This window comes from Streptomyces sp. Y20 (assembly GCF_043195475.1).
GTDB lineage: Bacteria > Actinomycetota > Actinomycetes > Streptomycetales > Streptomycetaceae > Streptomyces.
The window spans coordinates 232,226-254,444 of the sequence record NZ_JBIDDP010000013.1 but is presented as its reverse complement, the minus strand read 5'-3'; the positions used below and the strand labels follow the sequence as shown (position 1 = coordinate 254,444).

The 22,219-nt window shown below is 72.5% G+C and carries 18 protein-coding genes and 1 rRNA gene; 11 read left to right on the top strand and 8 right to left on the bottom strand.

Features of this window, described 5'->3' with window-relative positions; translation table 11 throughout:
* Nucleotides 1-79: ribosomal RNA gene (rrf, locus tag ACGFT1_RS28570) — 5S ribosomal RNA — on the top strand; the annotation flags it as partial.
* Nucleotides 80-194: 115 nt separating this feature from the next.
* On the opposite strand, the gene ACGFT1_RS28565 is transcribed toward rrf, so the two are convergent.
* Genes ACGFT1_RS28565 through ACGFT1_RS28545 form a run of 5 tightly spaced genes read right to left on the bottom strand, consistent with a single transcriptional unit; the run spans nt 195 to nt 5,865 of the window.
* Entirely contained in the window at nt 195-1,499 is a 1,305-nt protein-coding gene (locus tag ACGFT1_RS28565; protein ID WP_373911854.1) for a DUF58 domain-containing protein, read from the bottom strand.
* Complete coding sequence (locus tag ACGFT1_RS28560) at nt 1,499-2,491, bottom strand: AAA family ATPase (RefSeq protein WP_373911853.1); 993 nt, start codon at nt 2,489-2,491, stop codon at nt 1,499-1,501. The genes ACGFT1_RS28565 and ACGFT1_RS28560 overlap by 1 nt, the downstream gene beginning before the upstream one ends.
* On the bottom strand, nt 2,488-3,678 hold the full coding sequence (locus tag ACGFT1_RS28555) for a DUF4350 domain-containing protein (protein WP_373911852.1): 1,191 nt from the start codon (nt 3,676-3,678) through the stop codon (nt 2,488-2,490). Before ACGFT1_RS28555 ends, ACGFT1_RS28560 begins: the two co-directional genes overlap by 4 nt.
* Entirely contained in the window at nt 3,675-4,454 is a 780-nt protein-coding gene (locus tag ACGFT1_RS28550; RefSeq protein WP_373911851.1) for a DUF4129 domain-containing protein, read from the bottom strand. Before ACGFT1_RS28550 ends, ACGFT1_RS28555 begins: the two co-directional genes overlap by 4 nt.
* 4 nt (nt 4,455-4,458) lie before the next feature.
* A complete protein-coding gene (locus ACGFT1_RS28545) occupies nt 4,459-5,865 on the bottom strand; it encodes a glycerophosphoryl diester phosphodiesterase membrane domain-containing protein (protein ID WP_373911850.1) in 1,407 nt (468 codons plus the stop codon).
* Between the two features lie 140 nt (nt 5,866-6,005).
* Between ACGFT1_RS28545 and mtnA the strand changes: the two genes are divergently transcribed.
* The 7 genes from mtnA (at nt 6,006) to ACGFT1_RS28510 (ending at nt 15,022) form a co-directional block, all read left to right on the top strand.
* Nucleotides 6,006-7,148 carry an S-methyl-5-thioribose-1-phosphate isomerase gene (mtnA, locus tag ACGFT1_RS28540; protein ID WP_373911849.1) on the top strand — a complete coding sequence of 381 codons (1,143 nt, stop codon included), beginning with the start codon at nt 6,006-6,008 and terminating at the stop codon, nt 7,146-7,148.
* A gap of 202 nt (nt 7,149-7,350) precedes the next feature.
* Complete coding sequence (gene mtrA, locus ACGFT1_RS28535; RefSeq protein ID WP_187279108.1) at nt 7,351-8,040, top strand: two-component system response regulator MtrA; 690 nt, start codon at nt 7,351-7,353, stop codon at nt 8,038-8,040.
* 1 nt (nt 8,041) lies between these two features.
* Nucleotides 8,042-10,252 (top strand): MtrAB system histidine kinase MtrB, encoded by a 2,211-nt coding sequence (gene mtrB / locus ACGFT1_RS28530; protein WP_373911848.1) that lies wholly within the window; start codon nt 8,042-8,044, stop codon nt 10,250-10,252.
* On the top strand, nt 10,242-12,080 hold the full coding sequence (locus ACGFT1_RS28525) for an LpqB family beta-propeller domain-containing protein (protein WP_373911847.1): 1,839 nt from the start codon (nt 10,242-10,244) through the stop codon (nt 12,078-12,080). Before mtrB ends, ACGFT1_RS28525 begins: the two co-directional genes overlap by 11 nt.
* 105 nt (nt 12,081-12,185) lie before the next feature.
* Nucleotides 12,186-13,052 (top strand): ComF family protein, encoded by an 867-nt coding sequence (locus tag ACGFT1_RS28520; protein ID WP_373911846.1) that lies wholly within the window; start codon nt 12,186-12,188, stop codon nt 13,050-13,052.
* A gap of 323 nt (nt 13,053-13,375) precedes the next feature.
* On the top strand, nt 13,376-14,071 hold the full coding sequence (hpf, locus tag ACGFT1_RS28515) for a ribosome hibernation-promoting factor, HPF/YfiA family (protein ID WP_373911845.1): 696 nt from the start codon (nt 13,376-13,378) through the stop codon (nt 14,069-14,071).
* 204 nt (nt 14,072-14,275) lie between these two features.
* Entirely contained in the window at nt 14,276-15,022 is a 747-nt protein-coding gene (locus tag ACGFT1_RS28510) for a response regulator (RefSeq protein ID WP_373911844.1), read from the top strand.
* Here the strand turns inward: ACGFT1_RS28510 and ACGFT1_RS28505 are convergent.
* Nucleotides 15,019-16,200, bottom strand: coding sequence for a winged helix-turn-helix domain-containing protein (locus tag ACGFT1_RS28505; protein WP_373911843.1), 1,182 nt, complete (start codon nt 16,198-16,200; stop codon nt 15,019-15,021). The genes ACGFT1_RS28510 and ACGFT1_RS28505 overlap by 4 nt on opposite strands.
* 52 nt (nt 16,201-16,252) lie before the next feature.
* The gene (locus ACGFT1_RS28500; RefSeq protein ID WP_373911842.1) at nt 16,253-16,822 is read right to left on the bottom strand and encodes a GNAT family N-acetyltransferase; all 570 of its coding nucleotides are present in this window, start codon (nt 16,820-16,822) and stop codon (nt 16,253-16,255) included.
* A gap of 252 nt (nt 16,823-17,074) precedes the next feature.
* Here ACGFT1_RS28500 and secA point away from each other — a divergent pair, with 252 nt between their 5' ends.
* Nucleotides 17,075-19,885: a preprotein translocase subunit SecA gene (gene secA, locus ACGFT1_RS28495; RefSeq protein WP_373911841.1), complete on the top strand. Its 2,811-nt coding sequence runs from the start codon at nt 17,075-17,077 to the stop codon at nt 19,883-19,885.
* Between the two features lie 280 nt (nt 19,886-20,165).
* On the opposite strand, the gene ACGFT1_RS28490 is transcribed toward secA, so the two are convergent.
* Complete coding sequence (locus ACGFT1_RS28490; RefSeq protein ID WP_373911840.1) at nt 20,166-20,654, bottom strand: Rv3235 family protein; 489 nt, start codon at nt 20,652-20,654, stop codon at nt 20,166-20,168.
* Between the two features lie 330 nt (nt 20,655-20,984).
* Here ACGFT1_RS28490 and ACGFT1_RS28485 point away from each other — a divergent pair, with 330 nt between their 5' ends.
* Entirely contained in the window at nt 20,985-21,497 is a 513-nt protein-coding gene (locus tag ACGFT1_RS28485; protein ID WP_373911839.1) for a DUF6912 family protein, read from the top strand.
* A gap of 48 nt (nt 21,498-21,545) precedes the next feature.
* Nucleotides 21,546-22,214: an HAD family hydrolase gene (locus tag ACGFT1_RS28480; RefSeq protein ID WP_373911838.1), complete on the top strand. Its 669-nt coding sequence runs from the start codon at nt 21,546-21,548 to the stop codon at nt 22,212-22,214.
* Nucleotides 22,215-22,219: the final 5 nt, after the last annotated feature.

The window sequence follows — 22,219 nt, the reverse complement described above, 5'->3', positions numbered from 1 at the left end:
ACCGAACCCGGAAGCTAAGCCTCACAGCGCCGATGGTACTGCAGGGGGGACCCTGTGGGAGAGTAGGACACCGCCGAACAATTTTTGGGAAAACCCCCGCATCTTCGATGCGGGGGTTTTCTGCGTTCAGGGGTGATATTCGCGGAAATCCGCGGCGTGATGTCCGCCGGCCCGAAGGGATGGAATCGCGCGGATCAGAGTCGTCCCCCGGCCTTCAGCGCCAGATACGCGTCCGCCAGAGCCGGCGCCAGATCCTCCGGCGTCGCGTCCACCACCGTCACCCCGTGACGACGAAGGTGTTCCGCGGTACGCCGACGCTCGCTCTGCGCCTGAGCGGCTGCCGCGGCCTCGTACACCGCCTCCACACTGCCCCGGGCCTGTGCCATGCGGGCGATGTGCGGATCCGCCACGGAAGCGACCAGAACAGTGTGGCGTTGGACGAGCTGCGGCAGGACCGGGAGCAGCCCCTGCTCCACCGGAGCCGCGTCCAGTGTCGTCAGCAGCACGATCAGCGAACGACGCGGTGCGGTACGCAGGATCGTGCCCGTCAGGCCACGCGCGTCCGTCTCGACCAGTTCGGGTTCCACTCCGGCCATCGCAGTGACCAGGGACGGCAGCACGTCGCGCGCCGAACGGCCCTGTACGAGAGCGCGTACCCGGCGGTCGTAGGCCAGGAGGTCGACGCGGTCGCCGGCGCGGGCGGCGAGCGCCGCCAGGAGCAGAGCGGCGTCCATCGAGGCGTCCAGGCGCGGCGCGTCGCCCACCCGGCCGGCCGAGGTACGGCCGGTGTCCAGGACGAGGAGGATGTGCCGGTCGCGTTCGGGACGCCAGGTGCGGACGGCGACCGTGGACTGCCGTGCGGTGGCCCGCCAGTCGATCGAGCGGGTGTCGTCTCCCGGGACGTACTCGCGAAGGCTGTCGAACTCCGTTCCCTCGCCACGGGTCAGCACGCTGGTGCGGCCGTCGAGTTCACGCAATCGAGCGAGTTTCGCCGGGAGGTGCTTGCGGCTCGTGAACGGGGGGAGGACTCGTACTGTCCAGGGCAGTCGATGCGTGCCCTGGCGGGAGAACAGGCCGAGGGGGCCGTAGGAGCGGATGGTCACGCGGTCGGCCTGCCGGTCGCCGCGGCGGGTGGGACGCAGCCGGGTCGTCACGCGCCGCCGTTCGCCCGGGGGCACGGTCAGTCGGTGCCGGGAGGTTTCGGTGCCTGGCTGCCAGCTGCTGGGCGGCCAGGCGTCCCGGAGCCGGGCGCGCAGAAGACGGGGAGAGGGGTTGGTGACCGTGAGGGTGACGTCGGCGGTTTCACCGAGGCGGGTGGAGGTGTCGCCGGAGCGAGCCAGAGCGAGACGGCGTACGGGCGCGGCGAGCGCGTAGTCGCAGGCGCAGGCCAGGGCCAGGGAGCCGTTGACCGCGAGAATGCCCGTCCAGCCCGGTTCCAGGACGCCGACGGGCACCGAGCCGAGGGCCGCGAGGAGCGCGGCGCGTCCGGTGAGTGCCATCAGCGGGGGACCGGGACGTGTGCGAGGACGGCGTTGATGACCGCGTCGCTGGTCACGCCCTCCATCTCGGCCTCGGGGCGCAGCTGGATGCGGTGGCGGAGGGTGGGCAAGGCCAGGGCCTTCACGTCGTCGGGAATGACGTAGTCACGGCCCGTCAGCCAGGCCCAGGCGCGCGATGTGGCGAGCAGGGCGGTGGCGCCGCGGGGGGAGACGCCGAGGGCGAGGGAGGGGGAGTCGCGGGTGGCGCGGCAGATGTCGACGACGTAGGCGGTGATCTCGGGGGAAACGGTCGTCCCGGCGACGGCGGCGCGGGCCGCCGCGAGGTCGGCGGGCCCGGCGACGGGGCGTACGCCGGCGGCGTGCAGGTCGCGGGGGTCGAAGCCCGAGGCGTGGCGGGTGAGGACGTCGATCTCGTCCTGCCGGGACGGCAGGGGGACCGTCAGCTTGAGCAGGAAGCGGTCCAGTTGTGCCTCGGGGAGAGGGTAGGTGCCCTCGTACTCGACCGGGTTCTGGGTCGCGGCGACCAGGAAGGGTTCGGGGAGTGGGCGGGGCGTGCCGTCGACCGTGACCTGGCGTTCCTCCATGGCTTCCAGGAGGGACGACTGGGTTTTGGGCGGGGTGCGGTTGATCTCGTCCGCGAGGAGGAGGTTGGTGAAGACCGGGCCGGGCTGGAAGGAGAACTCGGCGCTGCGGGTGTCGTAGACGAGGGAGCCGGTGATGTCGCTCGGCATCAGGTCGGGGGTGAACTGGACCCGCTTGGTGTCGAGTTCCAGAGCGGACGCGAGAGCCCGGACGAGCAACGTCTTCGCGACCCCGGGGACCCCTTCGAGCAGGACGTGACCACGGCAGAGGAGAGCGACCACGAGGCCGGTCACGGCGGGGTCCTGGCCGACCACGGCTTTGGCGATCTCGGTGCGCAGGGCTTCCAGGGCGGCCCGGGCGGTGCCCGCGTCCCCGGTCTGCCCGGCGTTGTCAGTGGTCGGGGCCATCATGAACGGCGTACCTCTCTTTCGAGGGCGTCGAGTTGGTCGGTGAGTGCGATGAGGGCCGCGTCGTCGCCGGGCGGCGGTCCGAAGAGCAGGGAGTGCAGGGCCTGCCCGTCGCCGGTGCGGTGGGCGGACAGGGCGGGGAGCAGGGCCTCGGGCGTGTGCGCATGGGCGAGGGGAACGCCGACGAGGGGGGCGAGGCGGGTGCGGGTGGTGGCGCGAAGAACGGTGGCCGCGCGGTCACGGGCGTTCGCCTTGCGGTAGAGGCGGGCGCGGCCTTCGGTGGTCTCCGAGGCACGGATCGCGACGGGGAGTCTTTCGGCGACGAGGGGACCGAAGCGGCGTGCCCGCCAGAGTGCGGCGAGGGCCGCCGCGAGGAAGAGTTGCAGGGTGGCCCGGAGCCACCCCGCGGGGAGCAGGTCGAGGAAGTCCTTCCGTTCGCCGGTGCCGGTGGCGGAGGCGTCGGGCAGCGAGGGGAGGTACCAGACCAGATGGGGGCGCGAGCCGAGAAGTTGGAGGGCGAGCGAGGCGTTGCCCTGCTTGTCGAGGCGGTTGTTGCGGAGGATGCCGGGCGCGCCGAGGACGACGGTGTCGCCGCCGCCGGAGGTCGCCGGGACGCGCAGCAGGGTGGCGAGGCGCTCGCTGGGGTAGCAGGAGTCGGCGCCGAGGTGGGTGGTGGTGTAGCGGATGCCACCGGTGTCGGCGCTGCCCGCCCGCCGGGCCTCGGGCAGGCGGCAGTGCGGGTCGAGCGCGGAGTGGAGGCTGGTGGCCGGGTCCGCGGTGACTCCGGGGGCGAGCCGTTCGACGGACCAGCTGCCGGCTGCGACGAGGACGGTGCGGCCGCCGGAGGACGCCGTCGCCGCGTGCAGGTGGTCTTGTTGGTGGTGTGTCAGCCGGTCGGGTACGGCCACCAGCAGGGTGGTGTCCGGGCCGGTGGCGGCGCGGGCCGCGCCGAGGGTGGTGACCACACGGGTGGACACGCCGCGTTCGGCGAGGAGCTGGGCGACGGCGCGGCTGCCGTACGGGTCCGCGGAACGCGGGTCCAGGTCGCCGTGCCGGCTGGTGGAGCGTACGGCGGCCATGGCGACCGCCGCGGCCAGGATCAGCACGGCGGCGAGCGCGATGCCCCGCGCGCGCGTCCACACCTGGCGTCCGGTGGGTGCGGTGGAGGTGGCCGGGGCCTCGCTGATCACTCGACGGCCCCCTGGCGGGTGGGGTCGGCCGTGCCGGCGCTGCTGTCGGCGAGACTCGGCCGGGTGCGTTCGATGTCGCGGTCGACTGCGGCGACGCGGTGGTACGACTCTGCGCTCGCCGCGCGCCCGCCGTACGTGACGTCGTCGAACTCCCGGGCGGCGGCGCGCAGCCGGTCCGTGTGCGCGGGAAGGACGCGGCCGGCCTCGGCGGCTGCTTCGTCGGCGGTGCGGCCGGGGCGTACGTCGAGCAGGGCGCGTTCCTCCAGGGAGCGGACGAGGGCGCGCACGCGTTCCTGGACGGCTTGGTTCCAGTGGCCCCGGGCGGCGTGTGCCTCGCTGGCCGCGCGGTGGTCGGCGGCGCTGCGGGGGCGGTCGCCGAACAGGGCGGCGGCGGAGGCGGGCCGGCGGCGCGGGGTGCCGAGGCGCCACCAGAGGGCGGCCAGGACGGCGACGACGAAGAGGATCACGACGAGCAGGCCCACCGTGCCGCCGGGTGTCGCCGAGGCGGCCGAGCCGAACAGCCGGTCGAGCCAGTCCCAGAACGCGTTCAGGGCGCGCTGGAACGCGCTGGGGTCGTTCTCGTGGTACATCCGCCGGGACAGCTCGCGCCGGGCTGCTTCCCGCGCGGGATCGCGCGAAATCGTCACCGGCGGCTCGTCGCCCGAGCCGCCGGCTGTCAGGACGGCGGTGTCCGTGGCACGCAGCAGGTGCCGTACGGCCGCGGCGGCGGCGCCGTGTGGGGCCGCCGCCGCGGCAATGCCCCCCGTGAGGCTCACCGCATCAGCTCCCGGGGACGGCACCGGGGACGCCGGTGCCGTGCTCCCGGACGCCGGCGGCGCGGGCCAGTTCGAGGTCGAGGGCCTCGCGGCGGATGCGCTGGTCGATGTAGAGGAGCACGGTGGCGCCGGCGCTGATCGGGAGGGTGAGCGTGGTGCCGATCAGGGAACCGATTCCCCGGATGATCAGGAACGTCCAGCCGAGGTGCCCGTTCCCGGTGGTGAGGAAGTCGTTCATGCCGTGGCCGCTCACGGCGGCGCCGATGGCTGCGAAGGGGATGGTGACGATCGCCGAGACGATGCCGGAGATGATCCAGGCGAGCGCCTGGATGCCGAGGACGCGCCACCAGGCGCCGCGTACCAGCTTGGCGGAGCGGCTCATGGCCTTCGCGACGCCCTGTCGTTCCAGTACCAGGGCGGGCGCGGCCAGGTTGTAGCGGATCGCCAGCCACAGCGCGACGACCCCGGCCCCGAGAAGGCCGAGGGCGAGCAGCGCGGATCCGCCGGCGTCGCTGCCGCCGGTCTGCTGGACCAGGAAGCCGGGCAGTGCCCCGGCGACGAACACACCGCCGACGATCAGGCCGAGCAGGAGCAGCAGACCGGCCAGCCTGGGAAGCTGTGGCCGGGCTTCGCGCCAGGCCTCGCCGATGCCGATCGGCTTGCCGAGCACGGCGCGGCTGGTGATGGTCGCGAGCAGGGCGGTGGCGACGATGATGGCGGCCACGGAGATCACCGTGACGATACCCGAGCCGATCATGGTCTCGCGCAGCGCGCGGAACACCTCGTCGGGCGTGGCGGTGCGGCTGTCCAGGGACGTCCGGGCGAGGGCGTCGTCGAGGAAGAAGCCCTGCAGGACGACCAGGCTGATGTCCGTGATCAGGGCGACCGCCAGCGCGATGCCGAGGACCGCGCGCCAGTGCGTGCGCATGGTGGACACGGCGCCGTCGAGGATCTCGCCGACGCCGAGCGGGCGCAGGGGGATGACACCGGGCTTGGCCGCCGGCGGGGGGCCGCCCCAGCCGCCGCCCCAGGCGGGGTAGCCGCCGGGGGTGCCGTAACCGGCGTAGCCGCCGGGGCCGGGGCCGGGAGCACCCCAGCCACCGGGGCCGGGAGCGCCGTAACCGGGAGCGCCGTAACCGCCGGGGCCGCCGGGGTGCCGGCCGTCCCAGCCGGGGCCGGGCGGCGGGGGCGGCGGGGCCTGGTCCGGGCTGGGGGCACCGGTGGGCGCGGGCCACTGGCCGGGTGGCGGCTGCTCCTCGGACCATTTCGCGCCCAGGCCCTGCGCCTCCGCGCCCGCCTGCGGTGCGGGGCCGGGGCGGTCGGCGGGCTCGGTCGGGCCGGACGCACCGGGCTCCCGCCCCTCGGGCGACGGGGCGGATCCGGGCGAGGCCCAGCCCGGAGTGTCTGTCATCGAAGCTCCTTCTCGGTGCCCTTCCGCGGTCGCGGCGGCAGGTTGGCAGCCATCGTGCCATGGGCCGGTCATGGCACGACCGGTCGCGGTAGGGGGTGGCCACCTTCAATTGTCCGCCGTTTCCGGGGCAGACTGACGGCATGGCTGATCAGCAGGCGCGAACCGGTGAGGACAGGCGGCCGACCGAGATACCGGCGATCCGGTGGGAGGAACCACCCGAGGGGCCCGTACTGGTCCTTCTTGATCAGACGAGGCTTCCGGCCGAAGAGGCCGAGCTGGTGTGCACGGACGCGTCGGCGCTGGTGGAGGCGATCCGTTCGCTCGCCGTGCGCGGGGCGCCGCTGCTCGGGATCGCGGGGGCGTACGGAGTCGCGCTCGCCGCCGCGCGCGGCTTCGACGTGGCCGACGCGGCGCGGGCGCTCGAAGAGGCCAGGCCCACGGCGGTGAACCTGTCCGTCGGCGTGCGCCGGGCCCGGGCCGCGCACCAGGCGGCGCTGGCCAGTACCGGTGACCCCACAGCCGCCGCCGTGGCGACGCTCGCCGCGGCGCGGGCGCTGCACCGGGAGGACGCCGAGGGCAGCGTCCGGATGGCCGCCCACGGACTGGCGCTGCTCGACGAACTGCTGCCCGCCGGCGGGCACCGGGTTCTCACGCACTGCAACACCGGCTCACTGGTGTCGGGCGGGGAGGGCACGGCCCTCGCGGTGGCGCTCGCGGCGCACCGGGCGGGGAGGTTGCGGCGACTGTGGGTGGACGAGACGCGCCCGCTCCTGCAAGGCGCCCGCCTGACGGCGTACGAAGCGGCCCGCAGCGGCATGGCGTACACCCTGCTCACCGACAACGCGGCGGGTTCCCTGTTCGCGGCCGGCGAGGTGGACGCGGTGCTGGTCGGGGCGGATCGGATCGCGGCCGACGGCTCCGTGGCGAACAAGGTGGGGAGCTATCCGCTCGCCGTGCTCGCCCGCTACCACCATGTGCCGTTCATCGTGGTGGCGCCGCTGACGACCGTCGACCCCGCCACCCCGGACGGCGCGTCCATCGAGGTCGAGCAGCGTCCCGGCTACGAAGTGACCGAGATCGCGGCGCCGCAGGTGCCGGTCACGGGAGCGGGGGGCGGGATACCGGTGGCGCCCCTGGGAACGCAGGCGTACAACCCGGCGTTCGATGTGACGCCGCCCGAGCTGGTGACGGCCATCGTCACCGAGGAGGGAGTCGTCTCGCCCGTGACGGCCGAGGCCCTCGCGGAACTGTGCGCCAGGTCACGCCAGGTGACGGCCGGCTGAGGGCGCGATAACCCACTGGGCCTTGCGGAAGCGGCAATTCCCGGGGCCCTGGCCCGGCCGCCGCAGCGGACGTCCGGCCCGCCACGGGCCGGGGTCCGGCCCGTGGCGGCGGACCGGGGCAGACAGTGACGGCCCCGTACGACTATCGTCACAGGCCAGTGAGCCTGCTCACCTGCGCCTCTGTCGTCGTTACGAGAATGGGATGATGTCGTTTATGAAGGGACGAGTCCTTGTCGTCGACGACGACACCGCACTGGCCGAGATGCTCGGCATTGTGTTGCGTGGTGAAGGTTTTGAGCCGTCTTTCGTAGCCGACGGCGACAAGGCGCTGGCCGCTTTCCGTGAGTCCAAGCCCGATCTCGTGCTGCTGGACCTGATGCTGCCCGGCCGGGACGGCATCGAGGTGTGCCGGCTGATCCGGGCGGAGTCCGGGGTGCCGATCGTGATGCTCACGGCCAAGAGCGACACCGTCGATGTCGTCGTGGGCCTGGAGTCGGGCGCCGACGACTACATCGTCAAGCCGTTCAAGCCGAAAGAGCTGGTGGCGCGGATCCGGGCACGGCTGCGCAGGTCCGAGGAGCCGGCGCCGGAGCAGCTGACCATCGGTGACCTGGTCATCGACGTGGCCGGGCATTCGGTGAAGCGGGACGGGCAGTCGATCGCGCTGACCCCGCTGGAGTTCGACCTGCTGGTCGCGCTCGCGCGCAAGCCGTGGCAGGTGTTCACGCGCGAGGTGCTGCTGGAGCAGGTGTGGGGCTACCGGCACGCCGCGGACACGCGGCTCGTCAACGTCCACGTCCAGCGGCTGCGGTCCAAGGTCGAGAAGGACCCGGAGCGGCCGGAGATCGTGGTGACCGTCCGTGGCGTCGGTTACAAGGCCGGACCGAGCTGACATGCCCGGGGACGGTGCCGCTTCGGCCCCCGGCAGGTCCGGGACCCGTCCGGGGCGGCCTGTCGGCCGGGCGGCGGTGGTCGCGCGTCTCAGGCGGCTGTTCCAGGGCGGACTGCCGCAGGCAGGTGTCCAGGGCAGCCCGGTGCTGCGGCTGTTCCTGCGCTGGGTGCGCCGTCCGCTGCTGCCGGTGATGCGGTTGTGGCGGCGCAACATCCAGCTGAGGGTCGTCGCCACGACCCTGCTGATGTCGCTGGGTGTCGTCCTGCTGCTGGGTTTCGTCGTGATCGGGCAGGTGCGCAACGGCCTGCTCGACGCGAAGGTGAAGGCGTCGCAGAGCCAGGCCACGGGCGGGTTCGCGGTGGCCAAGCAGAAGGCCGACGAGGCGGCCGGCGGGACGGGTACGGGTACGGCCGCCGGGACCGGTGCCGGTGACGGCACGGTGACCCCGGACGGGCGGCAGTCGCAGAACGTCATCCCGTGGATGAGCGACCTCGTGGAGTCGCTGTCCAGCGGTGGCGCGGGCGCCTTCGACGTGGTGACGCTGCCCGTCGGCGACGACAGCGGCGGCGGACGCAGCCCGCGCGGTTCCGGCAACGTGAGCCCGACCTCCAGCGTGCCCGCGGACCTGCGCGAGCGGGTCAACAGCGGTACGACGGCCGCTCAGAGCTACACGCGGATCGTCTACTCCAACGGCAAGGAGTCCCAGCCGGCGCTGGTCATCGGCAAGCAGGTCAACGACCCCAACGGGCGGTCGTACGAGCTGTACTACCTCTTCCCGCTCACGCAGGAGGAGAAGTCCCTCAGCCTGGTCAAGGGCACTCTGGCGACCGCCGGGCTGTTCGTGGTCGTGCTGCTGGGCGCCATCGCCTGGCTGGTGGTGCGGCAGGTGGTCACGCCGGTGCGGATGGCGGCCGGGATCGCGGAGCGGCTGTCCGCCGGGCGGTTGCAGGAACGGATGAAGGTCACCGGCGAGGACGACATCGCGCGCCTGGGCGAGGCCTTCAACAAGATGGCGCAGAACCTCCAGGTGAAGATCCAGCAGCTGGAGGAGCTGTCGCGGATGCAGCGCCGGTTCGTGTCGGACGTCTCGCACGAGCTGCGCACCCCGCTGACCACCGTCCGGATGGCCGCCGACGTCATCCACGAGGCGCGCGAGGACTTCGACCCGGTGACCGCGCGGTCGGCCGAACTGCTCGCCGACCAGCTGGACCGGTTCGAGTCGCTGCTCGCGGACCTGCTGGAGATCAGCAGGTTCGACGCCGGGGCGGCGGCGCTGGAGGCCGAGCCGATCGACCTCAGGGAGGTCGTCCGGCGGGTGGTCAGCGGCGCCGAACCGCTCGCGGAGCGCAAAGGCACTCACATACGGGTGCGCGGTGACCAGCAGCCCGTCGTCGCCGAGGCGGACGCGCGGCGGGTGGAGCGCGTACTGCGCAACCTCGTCGTGAACGCCGTCGAGCACGGTGAGGGCAGGGACGTCGTCGTCAGGCTCGCCGCGGCGGGCGGGGCGGTGGCCATCGCGGTGCGTGACTACGGCGTCGGACTGAAGCCCGGTGAGGCGACCCGTGTGTTCAGCCGTTTCTGGCGGGCCGACCCGGCACGCGCGCGTACCACCGGTGGGACGGGTCTGGGGCTGTCGATCGCCCTGGAGGACGCGCGGCTGCACGGCGGCTGGCTGCAAGCGTGGGGCGAGCCGGGTGGCGGCTCGCAGTTCCGGCTGACGTTGCCCAGGACGGCTGACGAACCGCTGCGGGGCTCCCCGATACCGCTGGAACCCAAGGACTCGCGCCGCAACCGCGGTCAGGACGACGCCGGTCAGCGCCGCGGGGACGAGGAGAAGCGGGCGACGGTCCCGGTGCAGCAGGGCGGCGCGCAGGCGCCCGCGCTGCCGCCGCGGGCGTCGATCGCGCCGCGGCTGGCCACCGACAGCCCCGCCGCCGACCCGACCGCCCTGCCCGGCAACGGCGCGCGCGTGGTGCCCCGGCCCGCCGGTGGCGCCCGGCGCCCGGACGACCGCCCGGACGACCGCCGGGCAGCCGCCGCGGACGGGGCGGACGTGGACGGGCCGGGCGTGGACCGGCTGCACGGGGATCGGCCCGACGCGGACCGACCGCACGGGGACCGACTGAACGCGGACCAGCCGGAAGCGTCCGCGTCGGGCGCGGCCGTGCCGGAGGACTCGCACCAGCCAGGGGAGGCATTTCGTGGCCGCTGACCGCACGGGGGGCGCACGGCGGCGGCCGGGGCGCGCGGTGGCGTACGCCGCCCTGGGCATCGTGGTGCTGGCCGGGTGCGCCTCGATGCCCGACAGCGGGGACCTGCGGGATGTGGAATCCACACCGCGACAGGACACCGGAGTGCGGGTGTTCGCCATGCCGCCCGCCGAGGGCGTCGGTCCGGGGGAGATCATGCAGGGCTTCCTCGAGGCGCTGACCAGTGACGATCCCGGCTATGACACGGCGCGCAAGTACCTGACGGCGGACGCGGCGCGCGTCTGGAGGCCGGAGCGCTCGACGACGGTCCTCGCGAACGGACCCAGCATCGCGACCAACTGCAACCCGGGCGGCCGGGAGGAGACCGACAGCGCGACCTGTGTGCTGACCGGCGCCCAGGTCGCCACGGTCGACGCGCAGCAGGCCTACCAACCCGCCGAGGCCCCCTACCGCAAGAAACTGCACCTGACGAAGAACCCCAGGAGCGGGCAGTGGCGCATCGACGGGCTGCCCGACGGCGTCGTGATGGGCAAGTCGGACTTCCAGCGGAACTACACGTCCGTCGACAAGTACTACTTCGCCTCCCACACGGCGGTCGGGTCCGGGGAGCAGCCGGTGGCGGTCGCCGATCCGGTGTTCGTACGCAGCAAGGTGGACCCGATGACGCAGCTGGTCCGCTCGCTGCTGCACGGCCCCACCGCGTGGCTCGGCCCGGTGGTCCGGTCGAGTTTCCCGACGGGTACGGCGTTGAAGAAGGGCGTCACCGGGCTGGCACCGGACGACCAGAACAAGCTGACCGTGCCGCTGAATCTCAAGCCTTCTCAGGTCACGGCCGGCAAGTGCACCGAGATGGCGACGCAGGTGCTGTTCACCCTGCGCAACCTCGTGCCGACGCTTGAGTCCGTGGAGTTGCAGGGAGCGGGCGGCGACCGGCTGTGCGAGGTGAGCGAGGAGCGCGCGGAGTCCGCCGCCTGGCACGGGTCGGCCAGGCGCCCCGAGTACCTGTACTTCCTCGACGGCAAGCACCGGCTGGTGCGGATGCCGACCGGCAGCACCGGCACCGGCGCCGGCGCCGACCGGGTGCCCGGGCCGCTCGGCGAGGGAGGCAGTGGGCTGCTGTCGGTGGCCGTGTCGCGGGACGAGGACACCGCGGCCGTGGTCGGCGACCGGGGCGCGTCGCTGTACACGTCATCGCTGGCGGCGGGCGGTTCGCTGGGCGACCCGCTGGTGACCAGCGCCGGTGCGGCGCCGGCGGAGCGGCTGGCCACGCCGAGCTGGGACGCCCGAGGTGAGCTGTGGGTGGCCGACCGGGACCCGCACCGGCCGCGGTTGTTCGTCGTGGAACAGGGCGGCGCCAAGCCGGAGCAGGTCGCGGTCCCGGACCTGCCGGGCCGCATCACGGACGCGCGGGTGGCCGCCGACGGGACGCGGATCGCGCTGCTCGTGGAGAAGGACGGCAAGCAGTCCCTGTCGATCGGCCGGATCCAGCGCGACGACGGCACCGGGCAGGGCATCTCGGTGGACGGGCTGCACTCGCCGGCACCGGACCTGGAGGAGGTCAGTGCCATCTCCTGGGCCGGTGACAGCAGACTGCTCGTCGTCGGCCAGGAGCACGGGGGCGTGCAGCAGATGCGGTACGTCCAGATCGACGGCTCCGCGCTGGACATCCCGGCACCCGGCGCGCTCCCCGGTGTGAAGGCGATCGCCGCCTCCGAGAACGAGCGGGTGCCGCTGGTGGCCTACTCGGACGACGGAATCGTACGACTGCCGTCCGGCGCGCAGTGGCAGAAGATCGACAAGGACGGGACGGCGCCGGTCTATCCGGGCTGAGGACGCGGACCCGGCACCCGCCCGCGGCGTGCGGTGCCCGGTGTTGTCCACAGGGGTTTTCCACAGGGGTGGCAGACCGGCGGCGGCGTGGGCACAGTGGTGGGCATGCGGGGGTGGTGGCAGGACCTCACCGACCTGGTGCTGCCGGCCGACTGCGCGGGCTGCGGGGCACCTCGTACGGCGCTCTGCCCGCGCTGCCGGGCCGCGGTGGACGGACGTGCGGCGCGGCGGGTGCGGCCTGCGCCGGAGCCGGCCGGGCTGCCGGTGGTGCACGCGGTGGCGCCGTACGCGGCGGAGGTGCGGACGCTGCTGCTCGCCCACAAGGAGCGCGGCGCGCTGGCGCTCGCCGGGACGCTGGGCGCGGCGCTGGCGGGAGCCGTGCGTGCGGGGCTCCGCGGCCAGGCGGCCGGTGGCGGGCCGGGTGGACGTCCGTGGCGAGGGCCGGTGCTGCTGGTCCCCGTGCCCTCCGCCCGGTGGGCGGTGCGGGCGCGCGGGCACGATCCGGTACGGCGGATGGCGCTCGCGGCGGCCCGGGAGCTGAGGCGCACCGGGACACCGGCCCGGGTGGCGGCCGTGCTGCGGCAGCGGCGGGCCGTGGCGGACCAGGCCGGTCTGGACGCGCGGCGGCGCCTGGAGAACATCGCCGGCGCCCTGGAGGCCACCGCGGGGAGCGGCCGGCTGCTCGGCGCGGGCCGCGTCGTGCTCGTCGACGACCTGATGACGACGGGCGCCAGTCTCGCGGAGGCGGCGCGGGCCCTGCGGGCGGCGGTATCCCGTCGCGATGGCGGAACGGCCGTGTATGCGGCCGTAAGCCGGGAAGGTAGGGAAGAACAACGGAACGGTGCACGGGCGGAGGAGAGGAAGTGGGTGCTGGGTGCACCGGAAATGGTGGTACCGAACGCCTCCGGGCGGTTGCTCCACGCCGCGGTGGTCGCCGCGCCGTGGGATTCTTTCGAAATGAACAGGAACTGACCGTCGACCTGCGTCGTTGCAGGTAGTGAGAGGGGTATGACAGGGGTTATTAACCCCAACGGAGGTACCTCGTAGTAGAGGGTGACGCCATCCGTCCGGGCGAGATATGTTCGGTCGTGAGGAAAGGCGCAGGCCGCACCTCGCATATCCGAATGCCGTGCTGCGGGTTTTTCGCAATCACCCGCACCGGTGGGGTGGAGATCTCGTCCATGGGGGAGGAGGAGGTGGAAGTCACCGAGTCCGAGGTCCGGTGATCACCGGACCGGGTGCGAAAGGGAGATGCTCCGCCCAGCCGGCGGAGCGATCCGGGAACGGAGTTCTGCGTGGACATCGTCGTCAAAGGCCGCAAGACCGAGGTGCCCGAGCGGTTCCGCAAGCATGTGGCCGAGAAGCTGAAGCTGGAGAAGATCCAGAAGCTCGATGGCAAGGTGATCAGCCTCGACGTCGAGGTGTCCAAGGAGCCCAACCCCCGACAGGCCGACCGTTGTGACCGAGTGGAGATCACGCTCCGCTCCCGCGGTCCGGTGATCCGCGCGGAGGCAGCGGCCAGCGACCCGTACGCGGCACTCGACCTGGCGGCGGAGAAGCTGGACGCCCGGCTCCGCAAGGAGCACGACAAGCGGTTCTCACGCCGGGGCGCGCACCGGGTGTCGGTGGCGGAGATCGCCGACCAGGTGCCGGGTGTGGCCACGCTGAACGACAGCGGCCTCCTCGTCCAGGAGGAGGAGCAGCAGGACGCGGTGCCGACGAAGAAGATCGGCCCGCTGGAGGTCAAGGGCGACGGCCCCCTCGTCGTCCGCGAGAAGACCCACGTCGCCTCCCCCATGAGCCTCGACCAGGCGCTCTACGAGATGGAACTGGTCGGCCACGACTTCTATCTGTTCGTCGACGCCGAGACGAAGGACCCGAGCGTCGTCTACCGGCGGCACGCCTACGACTACGGTGTGATCCACCTCAGCACGGACCCGATGGTCACCGAGACGGACCCGCACGCGGCGGGTGGCACGCTGGGCGGATGACCCGCCCGGCATGAAGCTCGGCCGGTGCCCCTGGAGCGCCTGTGCGCCCCCAGGGGCACCGGTGTGCGACCACTTCACGCCCCGCATGTCACCTCGGTGGTGCCCGGGCATGGAATCATGGCCGCATCGGCCCAACCGGTGGGCCGCTGCCTTGGGTTGGCGATGGCACAGGACCACAGGCCACAGCCTTCAGGGGGAGGAACGATGGCGGACACCTTCGGACCGATGCGGGGCGGGGGCGCCGGTGACGATGTCATCGGCAGGGACCCGGGCGCGGACTCCGCACACAAGGAGCCGATCAGGGTCCTGGTCGTGGACGACCACGCCCTCTTCCGGCGCGGCCTGGAGATCGTCCTCGCGGCCGAGGAGGACATCCAGGTCGTCGGTGAGGCGGGCGACGGCGCCGAGGCCGTCGACAAGGCCGCCGACCTGCTCCCCGACATCGTGCTGATGGACGTCCGCATGCCCCGGCGCGGCGGCATCGAGGCCTGCACCTCCATCAAGGAGGTCGCGCCCAGCGCGAAGATCATCATGCTGACGATCAGCGACGAGGAGGCCGACCTCTACGACGCGATCAAGGCGGGCGCGACCGGCTATCTGCTCAAGGAGATCTCGACCGACGAGGTGGCCACGGCCATTCGCGCGGTGGCCGACGGGCAGTCGCAGATCAGCCCCTCGATGGCGTCGAAACTCCTCACCGAGTTCAAGTCGATGATCCAGCGCACCGACGAGCGCCGGCTGGTGCCCGCGCCCCGGCTGACGGACCGGGAGCTGGAGGTCCTCAAGCTCGTGGCGACGGGGATGAACAACCGGGACATCGCCAAGGAGTTGTTCATCTCCGAGAACACCGTGAAGAACCACGTCCGCAACATCCTGGAGAAGTTGCAGCTGCATTCCAGGATGGAGGCCGTGGTCTACGCGATGCGGGAGAAGATCCTCGAAATCCGCTAGCGCTGTCCGAGCAGCCCGGACAGTTCTCGGGTGAGGGGCTCGCGCAGCTCCGGTGCGTCCACGCGTTCCACGCGCACGTCGGTGCAGTTCACCCAGGTCGCCGCCTCGACGAGGGCCTGGGCGACCGCCTGGGCCGCCTTCGGGCCGTCCAGGGTGACCTGCCTGGCCACCAGTGTGCGGCCCTCTCGGGCCGGGTCGACGCGGCCGACCAGCCGGCCGCCGGCGAGCACCGGCATGGCGAAGTAGCCGTAGACCCTCTTGGGCCTGGGCACGTACGCCTCCAAGCGGTGGGTGAAGCCGAAGATCCGCTCCGTGCGTGCCCGCTCCCAGACCAGGGAGTCGAACGGCGACAGCAGCGTGGTGCGGTGCCGGCCGCGCGGCGGCGTCGCCAGGGCGGCCGGGTCGGCCCAGGCCGGCCTGCCCCAGCCCTCGACCTCGACCGGCACCAGGCCCGAGTCGGCGATCACCGCGTCGACCTGTTCGCCCTTGAGGCGGTGGTAGTCGGCGATGTCCGTGCGCGTGCCGACACCGAGGGACTCGCCCGCCAGCCGGACCAGGCGGCGCAGACACGCGGTGTCGTTCAGCTCGTCGTGCAGCAGCTCGCCGGGGATCGCGCGCTCGGCGAGGTCGTACACCCGCTTCCAGCCGCGGCGTTCCACGCACACGACCTCGCCGTACATCAGCGCGCGTTCGACGGCGACCTTGGTGCCCGACCAGTCCCACCATTCGCTCGTCCGCTTGGCGCCGCCCAGTTCCGTGGCGGTCAGCGGGCCCTCCGTGCGCAGCTGCTTGACGACCTGGTCGTAGACACCGGCGGGGAGATCGTGGTTCCAGTGCGGGCGGTTGCGGTAGGCGCGGCGGCGGAAGGCGAAGTGCGGCCACTCCTCGACGGGGAGGATGCAGGCCGCGTGCGACCAGTACTCGAAGGCGTGGGCGTCCGACCAGTACGCGGCCTCCACGGTCTTGCGGCCGACCGCGCCCAGGCGGGCGTACGGCACGAGTTCGTGGGAGCGGGCGAGGACCGAGATGGTGTCGAGCTGCACCGCGCCGAGGTGGCGCAGCACCCCGCGGACCCCGGCACGCCGGTCGGGTGCGCCGAGGAGGCCCTGGGCCCGCAGCACGATCCGGCGGGCGTCGTCCGCGGTGAGGGTGGTGGTGGGGCGCGGGAGGGTCGTCATGGGTCGGACGATAGAGGGTGCCACTGACAGTCCGCGCCGAGCTGTGCCTTCGTCACGAACGGGCGGGCAGGTAGGGGGCGGTGGAGGGCAGGCCGAGGTCCGAGGGGAGGAGGGAGCCGACCCAGCAGTCCCGGCGGACTCCTTTGTTGTTGAGGGCGGAGCGCAGGGTGCCCTCGATGGTGAATCCCGCGTGTTCGGCCACCGCGCGGGAGGCGTGGTTGCCCACCTCGGCGCGCCATTCGACCCGGTCGACGCCGACCTCGGTGAAGATCCAACGGCAGGCGGTGAGGGTGGCCTCGGTCATGTAGCCGTTGCCGCGGTGTTCCCGGGCCGTCCAGAAGCCGATCTCGGCCATGCCCAGGGAACGCATCGTCAGGCCGAGCACGCCGGCCAGTGCGCCACCGGTGAGGAACACGCCGAAACCGAACATCGACGCCTGCGCCCAGCCGTCGGGGACGATCTGTTCGGTGAAGGTGAGCGCGTGTTCCGGCAGATACGGCGAGGGGATCGTCGTCCAGCGCTGGATGTCGGGGTCCTGTACGGCCACGTACACGGCGTCGGTGTCGGCGGGGCCGACGGCGCGGAGCACGAGACGGTCCGTGGTGAGCGTGACGGGTCGCATCGCCCGATTCTGCTCGTCGCGCCCCCGGGTGGCCATCCTGTTCCGCGTTGTGCGACCGGATGATCACTTTCCGTGCGAATCCGGGTGCGGTGCGGCACTATCCGGCCGCCCCGTCCGTTGTCCCGGGTGAAGGAGCCGTCGCGCCGCCAGACCTCCCGGCGCAGCCGGGTCCTCGCATACGATGGCCGTTGCTCAGTACGTCCCAAGGAAACCCGACCGTCCCAGGCCCGACCGGCAAGGAGACCAGCCCCCGTGTCCGTCCTCTCGAAGATCATGCGTGCAGGCGAAGGCAAGATCCTGCGCAAGCTGCACCGCATCGCGGACCAGGTCAACTCCATCGAAGAGGACTTCGTCGACCTCTCCGACGCCGAGCTGCGCGCCCTCACCGATGAGTACAAGCAGCGGTACGCCGACGGTGAGAGCCTGGACGACCTGCTCCCCGAGGCGTTCGCCACCGTGCGCGAGGCCGCCAAGCGTGTCCTCGGCCAGCGGCACTACGACGTCCAGATGATGGGCGGCGCCGCGCTCCACCTCGGCTACGTGGCCGAGATGAAGACCGGTGAGGGCAAGACCCTCGTCGGCACGCTGCCCGCCTACCTGAACGCCCTGTCCGGGAAGGGCGTCCACCTCATCACGGTCAACGACTACCTGGCCGAGCGCGACTCCGAGATGATGGGGCGCGTCCACAAGTTCCTGGGCCTGGAGGTCGGCTGCATCCTGGCCAACATGACGCCGGCTCAGCGTCGTGAGCAGTACGCGTGCGACATCACCTACGGCACGAACAACGAGTTCGGCTTCGACTACCTGCGCGACAACATGGCGTGGTCGCAGGACGAGCTGGTGCAGCGCGGCCACAACTTCGCCATCGTGGACGAGGTCGACTCGATCCTCATCGACGAGGCCCGTACGCCGCTGATCATCTCCGGCCCCGCCGACCAGGCCACCAAGTGGTACGGCGACTTCGCCAAGCTGGTCACGCGCCTGAAGCGCGGTGAGGCCGGCAACCCGCTCAAGGGCCTGGAGGAGACCGGCGACTACGACGTCGACGAGAAGAAGCGCACGGTCGCCATCCACGAGTCCGGGGTCGGCAAGGTCGAGGACTGGCTGGGCATCGACAACCTCTACGAGTCGGTGAACACCCCGCTCGTGGGCTACCTGAACAACGCCATCAAGGCCAAGGAACTGTTCAAGAAGGACAAGGACTACGTCGTCATCGACGGCGAGGTCATGATCGTCGACGAGCACACCGGCCGTATCCTCGCCGGCCGCCGCTACAACGAGGGCATGCACCAGGCGATCGAGGCGAAGGAGGGGGTGGACATCAAGGACGAGAACCAGACGCTCGCCACGATCACCCTCCAGAACTTCTTCCGCCTGTACAAGAAGCTGTCCGGCATGACCGGTACGGCGATGACCGAGGCCGCCGAGTTCCACCAGATCTACAAGCTCGGCGTCGTCCCCATCCCGACCAACAAGCCGATGGTCCGCGCGGACCAGTCCGACCTCATCTACCGCACCGAGGTCGCCAAGTTCGAGGCGGTCGTCGACGACATCGCCGAGAAGCACGAGAAGGGCCAGCCGATCCTCGTCGGCACCACCTCCGTCGAGAAGTCGGAGTACCTCTCGCAGCAGCTCAGCAAGCGCGGCATCCAGCATGAGGTGCTCAACGCCAAGCAGCACGACCGCGAGGCGCAGATCGTCGCCCAGGCCGGCCGCAAGGGCGCGGTGACCGTGGCCACCAACATGGCCGGCCGTGGTACGGACATCAAGCTCGGCGGCAACCCCGAGGACCTCGCCGAGGCGGAGCTGCGCCAGCGCGGCCTCGACCCCGAGGAGCACATCGAGGAGTGGGCCGCGGCCCTGCCGGCCGCCCTGGAGCGGGCAGAGGCGGCGGTCAAGGCGGAGAAGGACGAGGTCGAGGCCCTCGGCGGGCTGTACGTGCTGGGCACCGAGCGGCACGAGTCGCGCCGTATCGACAACCAGCTGCGCGGTCGTTCCGGCCGCCAGGGCGACCCCGGCGAGTCCCGCTTCTACCTCTCCCTCGGCGACGACCTCATGCGGCTGTTCAAGGCGCAGATGGTCGAGCGCGTGATGTCCATGGCGAACGTGCCGGACGACGTGCCGATCGAGAACAAGATGGTCACGCGCGCGATCGCGTCCGCGCAGGCGCAGGTGGAGACGCAGAACTTCGAGACGCGTAAGAACGTCCTGAAGTACGACGAGGTGCTCAACCGGCAGCGTGAGGTCATCTACGGCGAGCGCCGGCGCGTACTGGAGGGCGAGGACCTCCAGGAGCAGATCCAGCACTTCATGGATGACACGATCGACGCGTACGTCGCCGCCGAGACCGCCGAGGGCTTCCCCGAGGACTGGGACCTGGACCGGCTGTGGGGCGCCTTCCGGCAGCTGTACCCGGTGAAGATCACCGTCGACGAGCTCGAGGAGGCGGCCGGCGACCGCGCGGGCCTGACGGCCGAGTTCCTCTCGGAGTCCATCAAGGAGGACATCCACGAGCAGTACGCCTCCCGTGAGGCGCAGCTCGGCTCCGAGATCATGCGGGAGCTGGAGCGCCGGGTCGTGCTGTCGGTCCTGGACCGCAAGTGGCGCGAGCACCTCTACGAGATGGACTACCTCCAGGAGGGCATCGGCCTGCGCGCGATGGCGCAGAAGGACCCGCTGGTCGAGTACCAGCGCGAGGGCTTCGACATGTTCACCGCCATGATGGAGGGCATCAAGGAGGAGTCCGTCGGCTACCTGTTCAACCTGGAGGTGCAGGTCGAGCAGCAGGTCGAGGAGGTCCCGGTCGAGGAGGCCCTGCCGGTCGGCGAGGGCGTGCACGACACGGTGCCGGCGCAGGCGGGCGCGCGTCCCGAGATCCGTGCGAAGGGGCTGGACGTTCCGCAGCGGCGGGAGCTGCACTTCTCCGCGCCGACCGTGGACGGTGAGGGCGGCATCGTCGAGCGTGACCTGGAGGACGAGGAGCCGGTGCGGTCCGAGTCGGACGGGCTCACCCGCGCCGAGCGCCGCCGGCAGGCCAAGGGCGGACGCCGCCGCAAGAAGTGACGCCGATCGCTCCGACGGGCCGGATCCCTTCTGGGGTCCGGCCCGTCGCGTTGCCGCCCGAGGGACGGGGGCGGCTGGGTGCGGGTGCGGGTGTGCGGCGGGTGATCGCGCGGTTCCCCGTGGCCCTGGGGTGCCGCGGCCGGTGCGCGCTCTACGGGTGGGCGTCCGCGCGGCCCAGGGGTGCCGCGGCCGGTCCCGGCTCCTGCGATCCCCTCGGGGCGCGGGGAACCGTGCGACCGGCCCACCCGCACCCGCACCCGCGCGATCGCCCCCCGCGGGACTACCGCGGGCCCGTTTCCACGGCTGTGCAGCGCCAGCGGAGGTCCTTGCCCCGTTCCAGGCGGAAGGCGAGGGCGCGCAGCCGGTTCCCGGCGCTGACGCGGGCGAAGACCTCCAGAGCGCCTTCGCTGGGGACGTAGTAGCCGATGTCGCGGACGACCGGGCGGGGGCCGAGGGTGCGCAGGGGGCTGTGTTCGGCGAGGCGGGCGAGGTCGTCGTAGGCGCGGCCCGCTGTGTGGCGGAGCATCCAGTGGACGGGCCGCTGACCGCTCAGGACGGCCAGGAGGCGGTCGGCGAACAGGTCCGTCGGGCGAGCGGGCCGTGCGGCCGGCACAGGCCCGGCAGGACGCCTCTGCGGCACTGTGAGGGCGACTGCCGGCCGGCTGGGCGTGCGGGGTGGCGCGCCTCCGGGGCGGCGGGAGTCGCGGCGGGTCGGCGGGCGGTGACGCGGCCGGGGCTGGGCGGCGGCGCGGCTCATGACCTTGTTCATGGGGGTCCCCGTTCGGCGGGCCGGTCGATACCGGGCGGTAACTATCTGGTGGGGATCTTGTACGGGCCGCGGCGGGCACGGGCAAGGAAGTGGCGGCGGGCGGGGCGGGGGCCGTGAGGTTCACCTATCCGAGGGGGGCGAGGGGCCGCGCACCGCGTCAGGACGCGGCGGGGGAGGGTGAGCCGGCGGACGGGAGTGGACGCTTGGGCGGTGTCGGGCAGGGGCCCGAAAGGGGACGGGCGCACGTATCCTGAAGGCCCGCCTTGGAGGCGCGCCAGCCGCCTCCTCCCGGGGCCCAGCGGAGCCTTTGACCAGGAAAGAGCGGCCAGCATGCGCGTCTACGTCCCCCTGACCCTCACCGCTCTCGCCGAGGCGCACAAGACGGGTGAGCTGGGCAGCGGGCCCTTCGTGGCGTACGCCGTCACCCCCGCGCTGCGCGAGTGGTACCTCTCCGACGACATCGAGGAGCTGGAGTACGCGGCGCTCGGCCGGGCCGCCGCCGCCTCGCTGCGGCTGCTGGCGGCGGATCCGGGCGCGGTGCGGCGCCGGGTCGTCGTCGCCGTGGACGTGCCCGACGGCGCCGCGAGCGCCGACCCCGACCGCGGGCTCGACCCGGATGCCCTGGGCGAGGTGACGGTACGGACGGCGGTGCCGCTGGCGAAGGCCGCCGCCGTGCACGTCGACGCGGACGACGCGGAGCGGGACGTGCGCGCGGCGGCGGACGCGCTCGAGGCGGCGGACGGCGGCGACGACGACGCGCGCTTCGTGGTGGACGGCGCGGACGACCACGAACTGCTGTGGTACGCCACGCAGGAGATCCCCAACCTGGTCGGACGGGCCTGACCTGGGCGGAAGCCGTACGTGTCAGTGGCGGCGGGTACGGTTTTCGACATGGGGACGCAAGGAAGCGCGCACATCGTCTGGGACTGGAACGGGACGCTGTTCCACGACAATGACGCGATCATCGGGGCGACGAACGCGGCCTTCGCCGAGCTGGGCCTCGCGCCGATCACGCTGGAGCAGTACCGCTCGCTGTACTGCGTGCCGGTGCCGAAGTTCTACGAGCGGCTGCTCGGCCGGCTGCCGACGGGCGCCGAGTGGGAGCTGATGGACGGGGTCTTCCACCGGCACTACGCCGAGCATCGGGTGCGGTGTGCGCTCACCGAGGGCGCGGCGGAGCTGCTCGCCGGGTGGCGGTCGGCCGGACACAGCCAGTCGCTGCTGAGCATGTACGGGCACGAGGACCTGGTGCCGCTGGTGCGGGGCTTCGGGATCGAGGCGCACTTCCTCCGGGTCGACGGGCGTACGGGTCCGTCCGGTGGCAGCAAGGCCGAGCACATGGTGCGGCATCTGGGGGCGCTGACGGGGCGGGTGGCGCCGGAGCGGACCGTGGTCATCGGGGACGCGGCGGACGACGCGGTCGCCGCGCTGCATGTGGGCGCGCGGGCCGTGCTGTACACCGGGGGCTCGCACAGCCGGGCCGGTCTGGAGGCCGTGGGGGTGCCGGTGGTGGACACGCTGGCCGAGGCCGTGGCGGAGGCGCGGAAGATAGCGGCTTAGCCGGG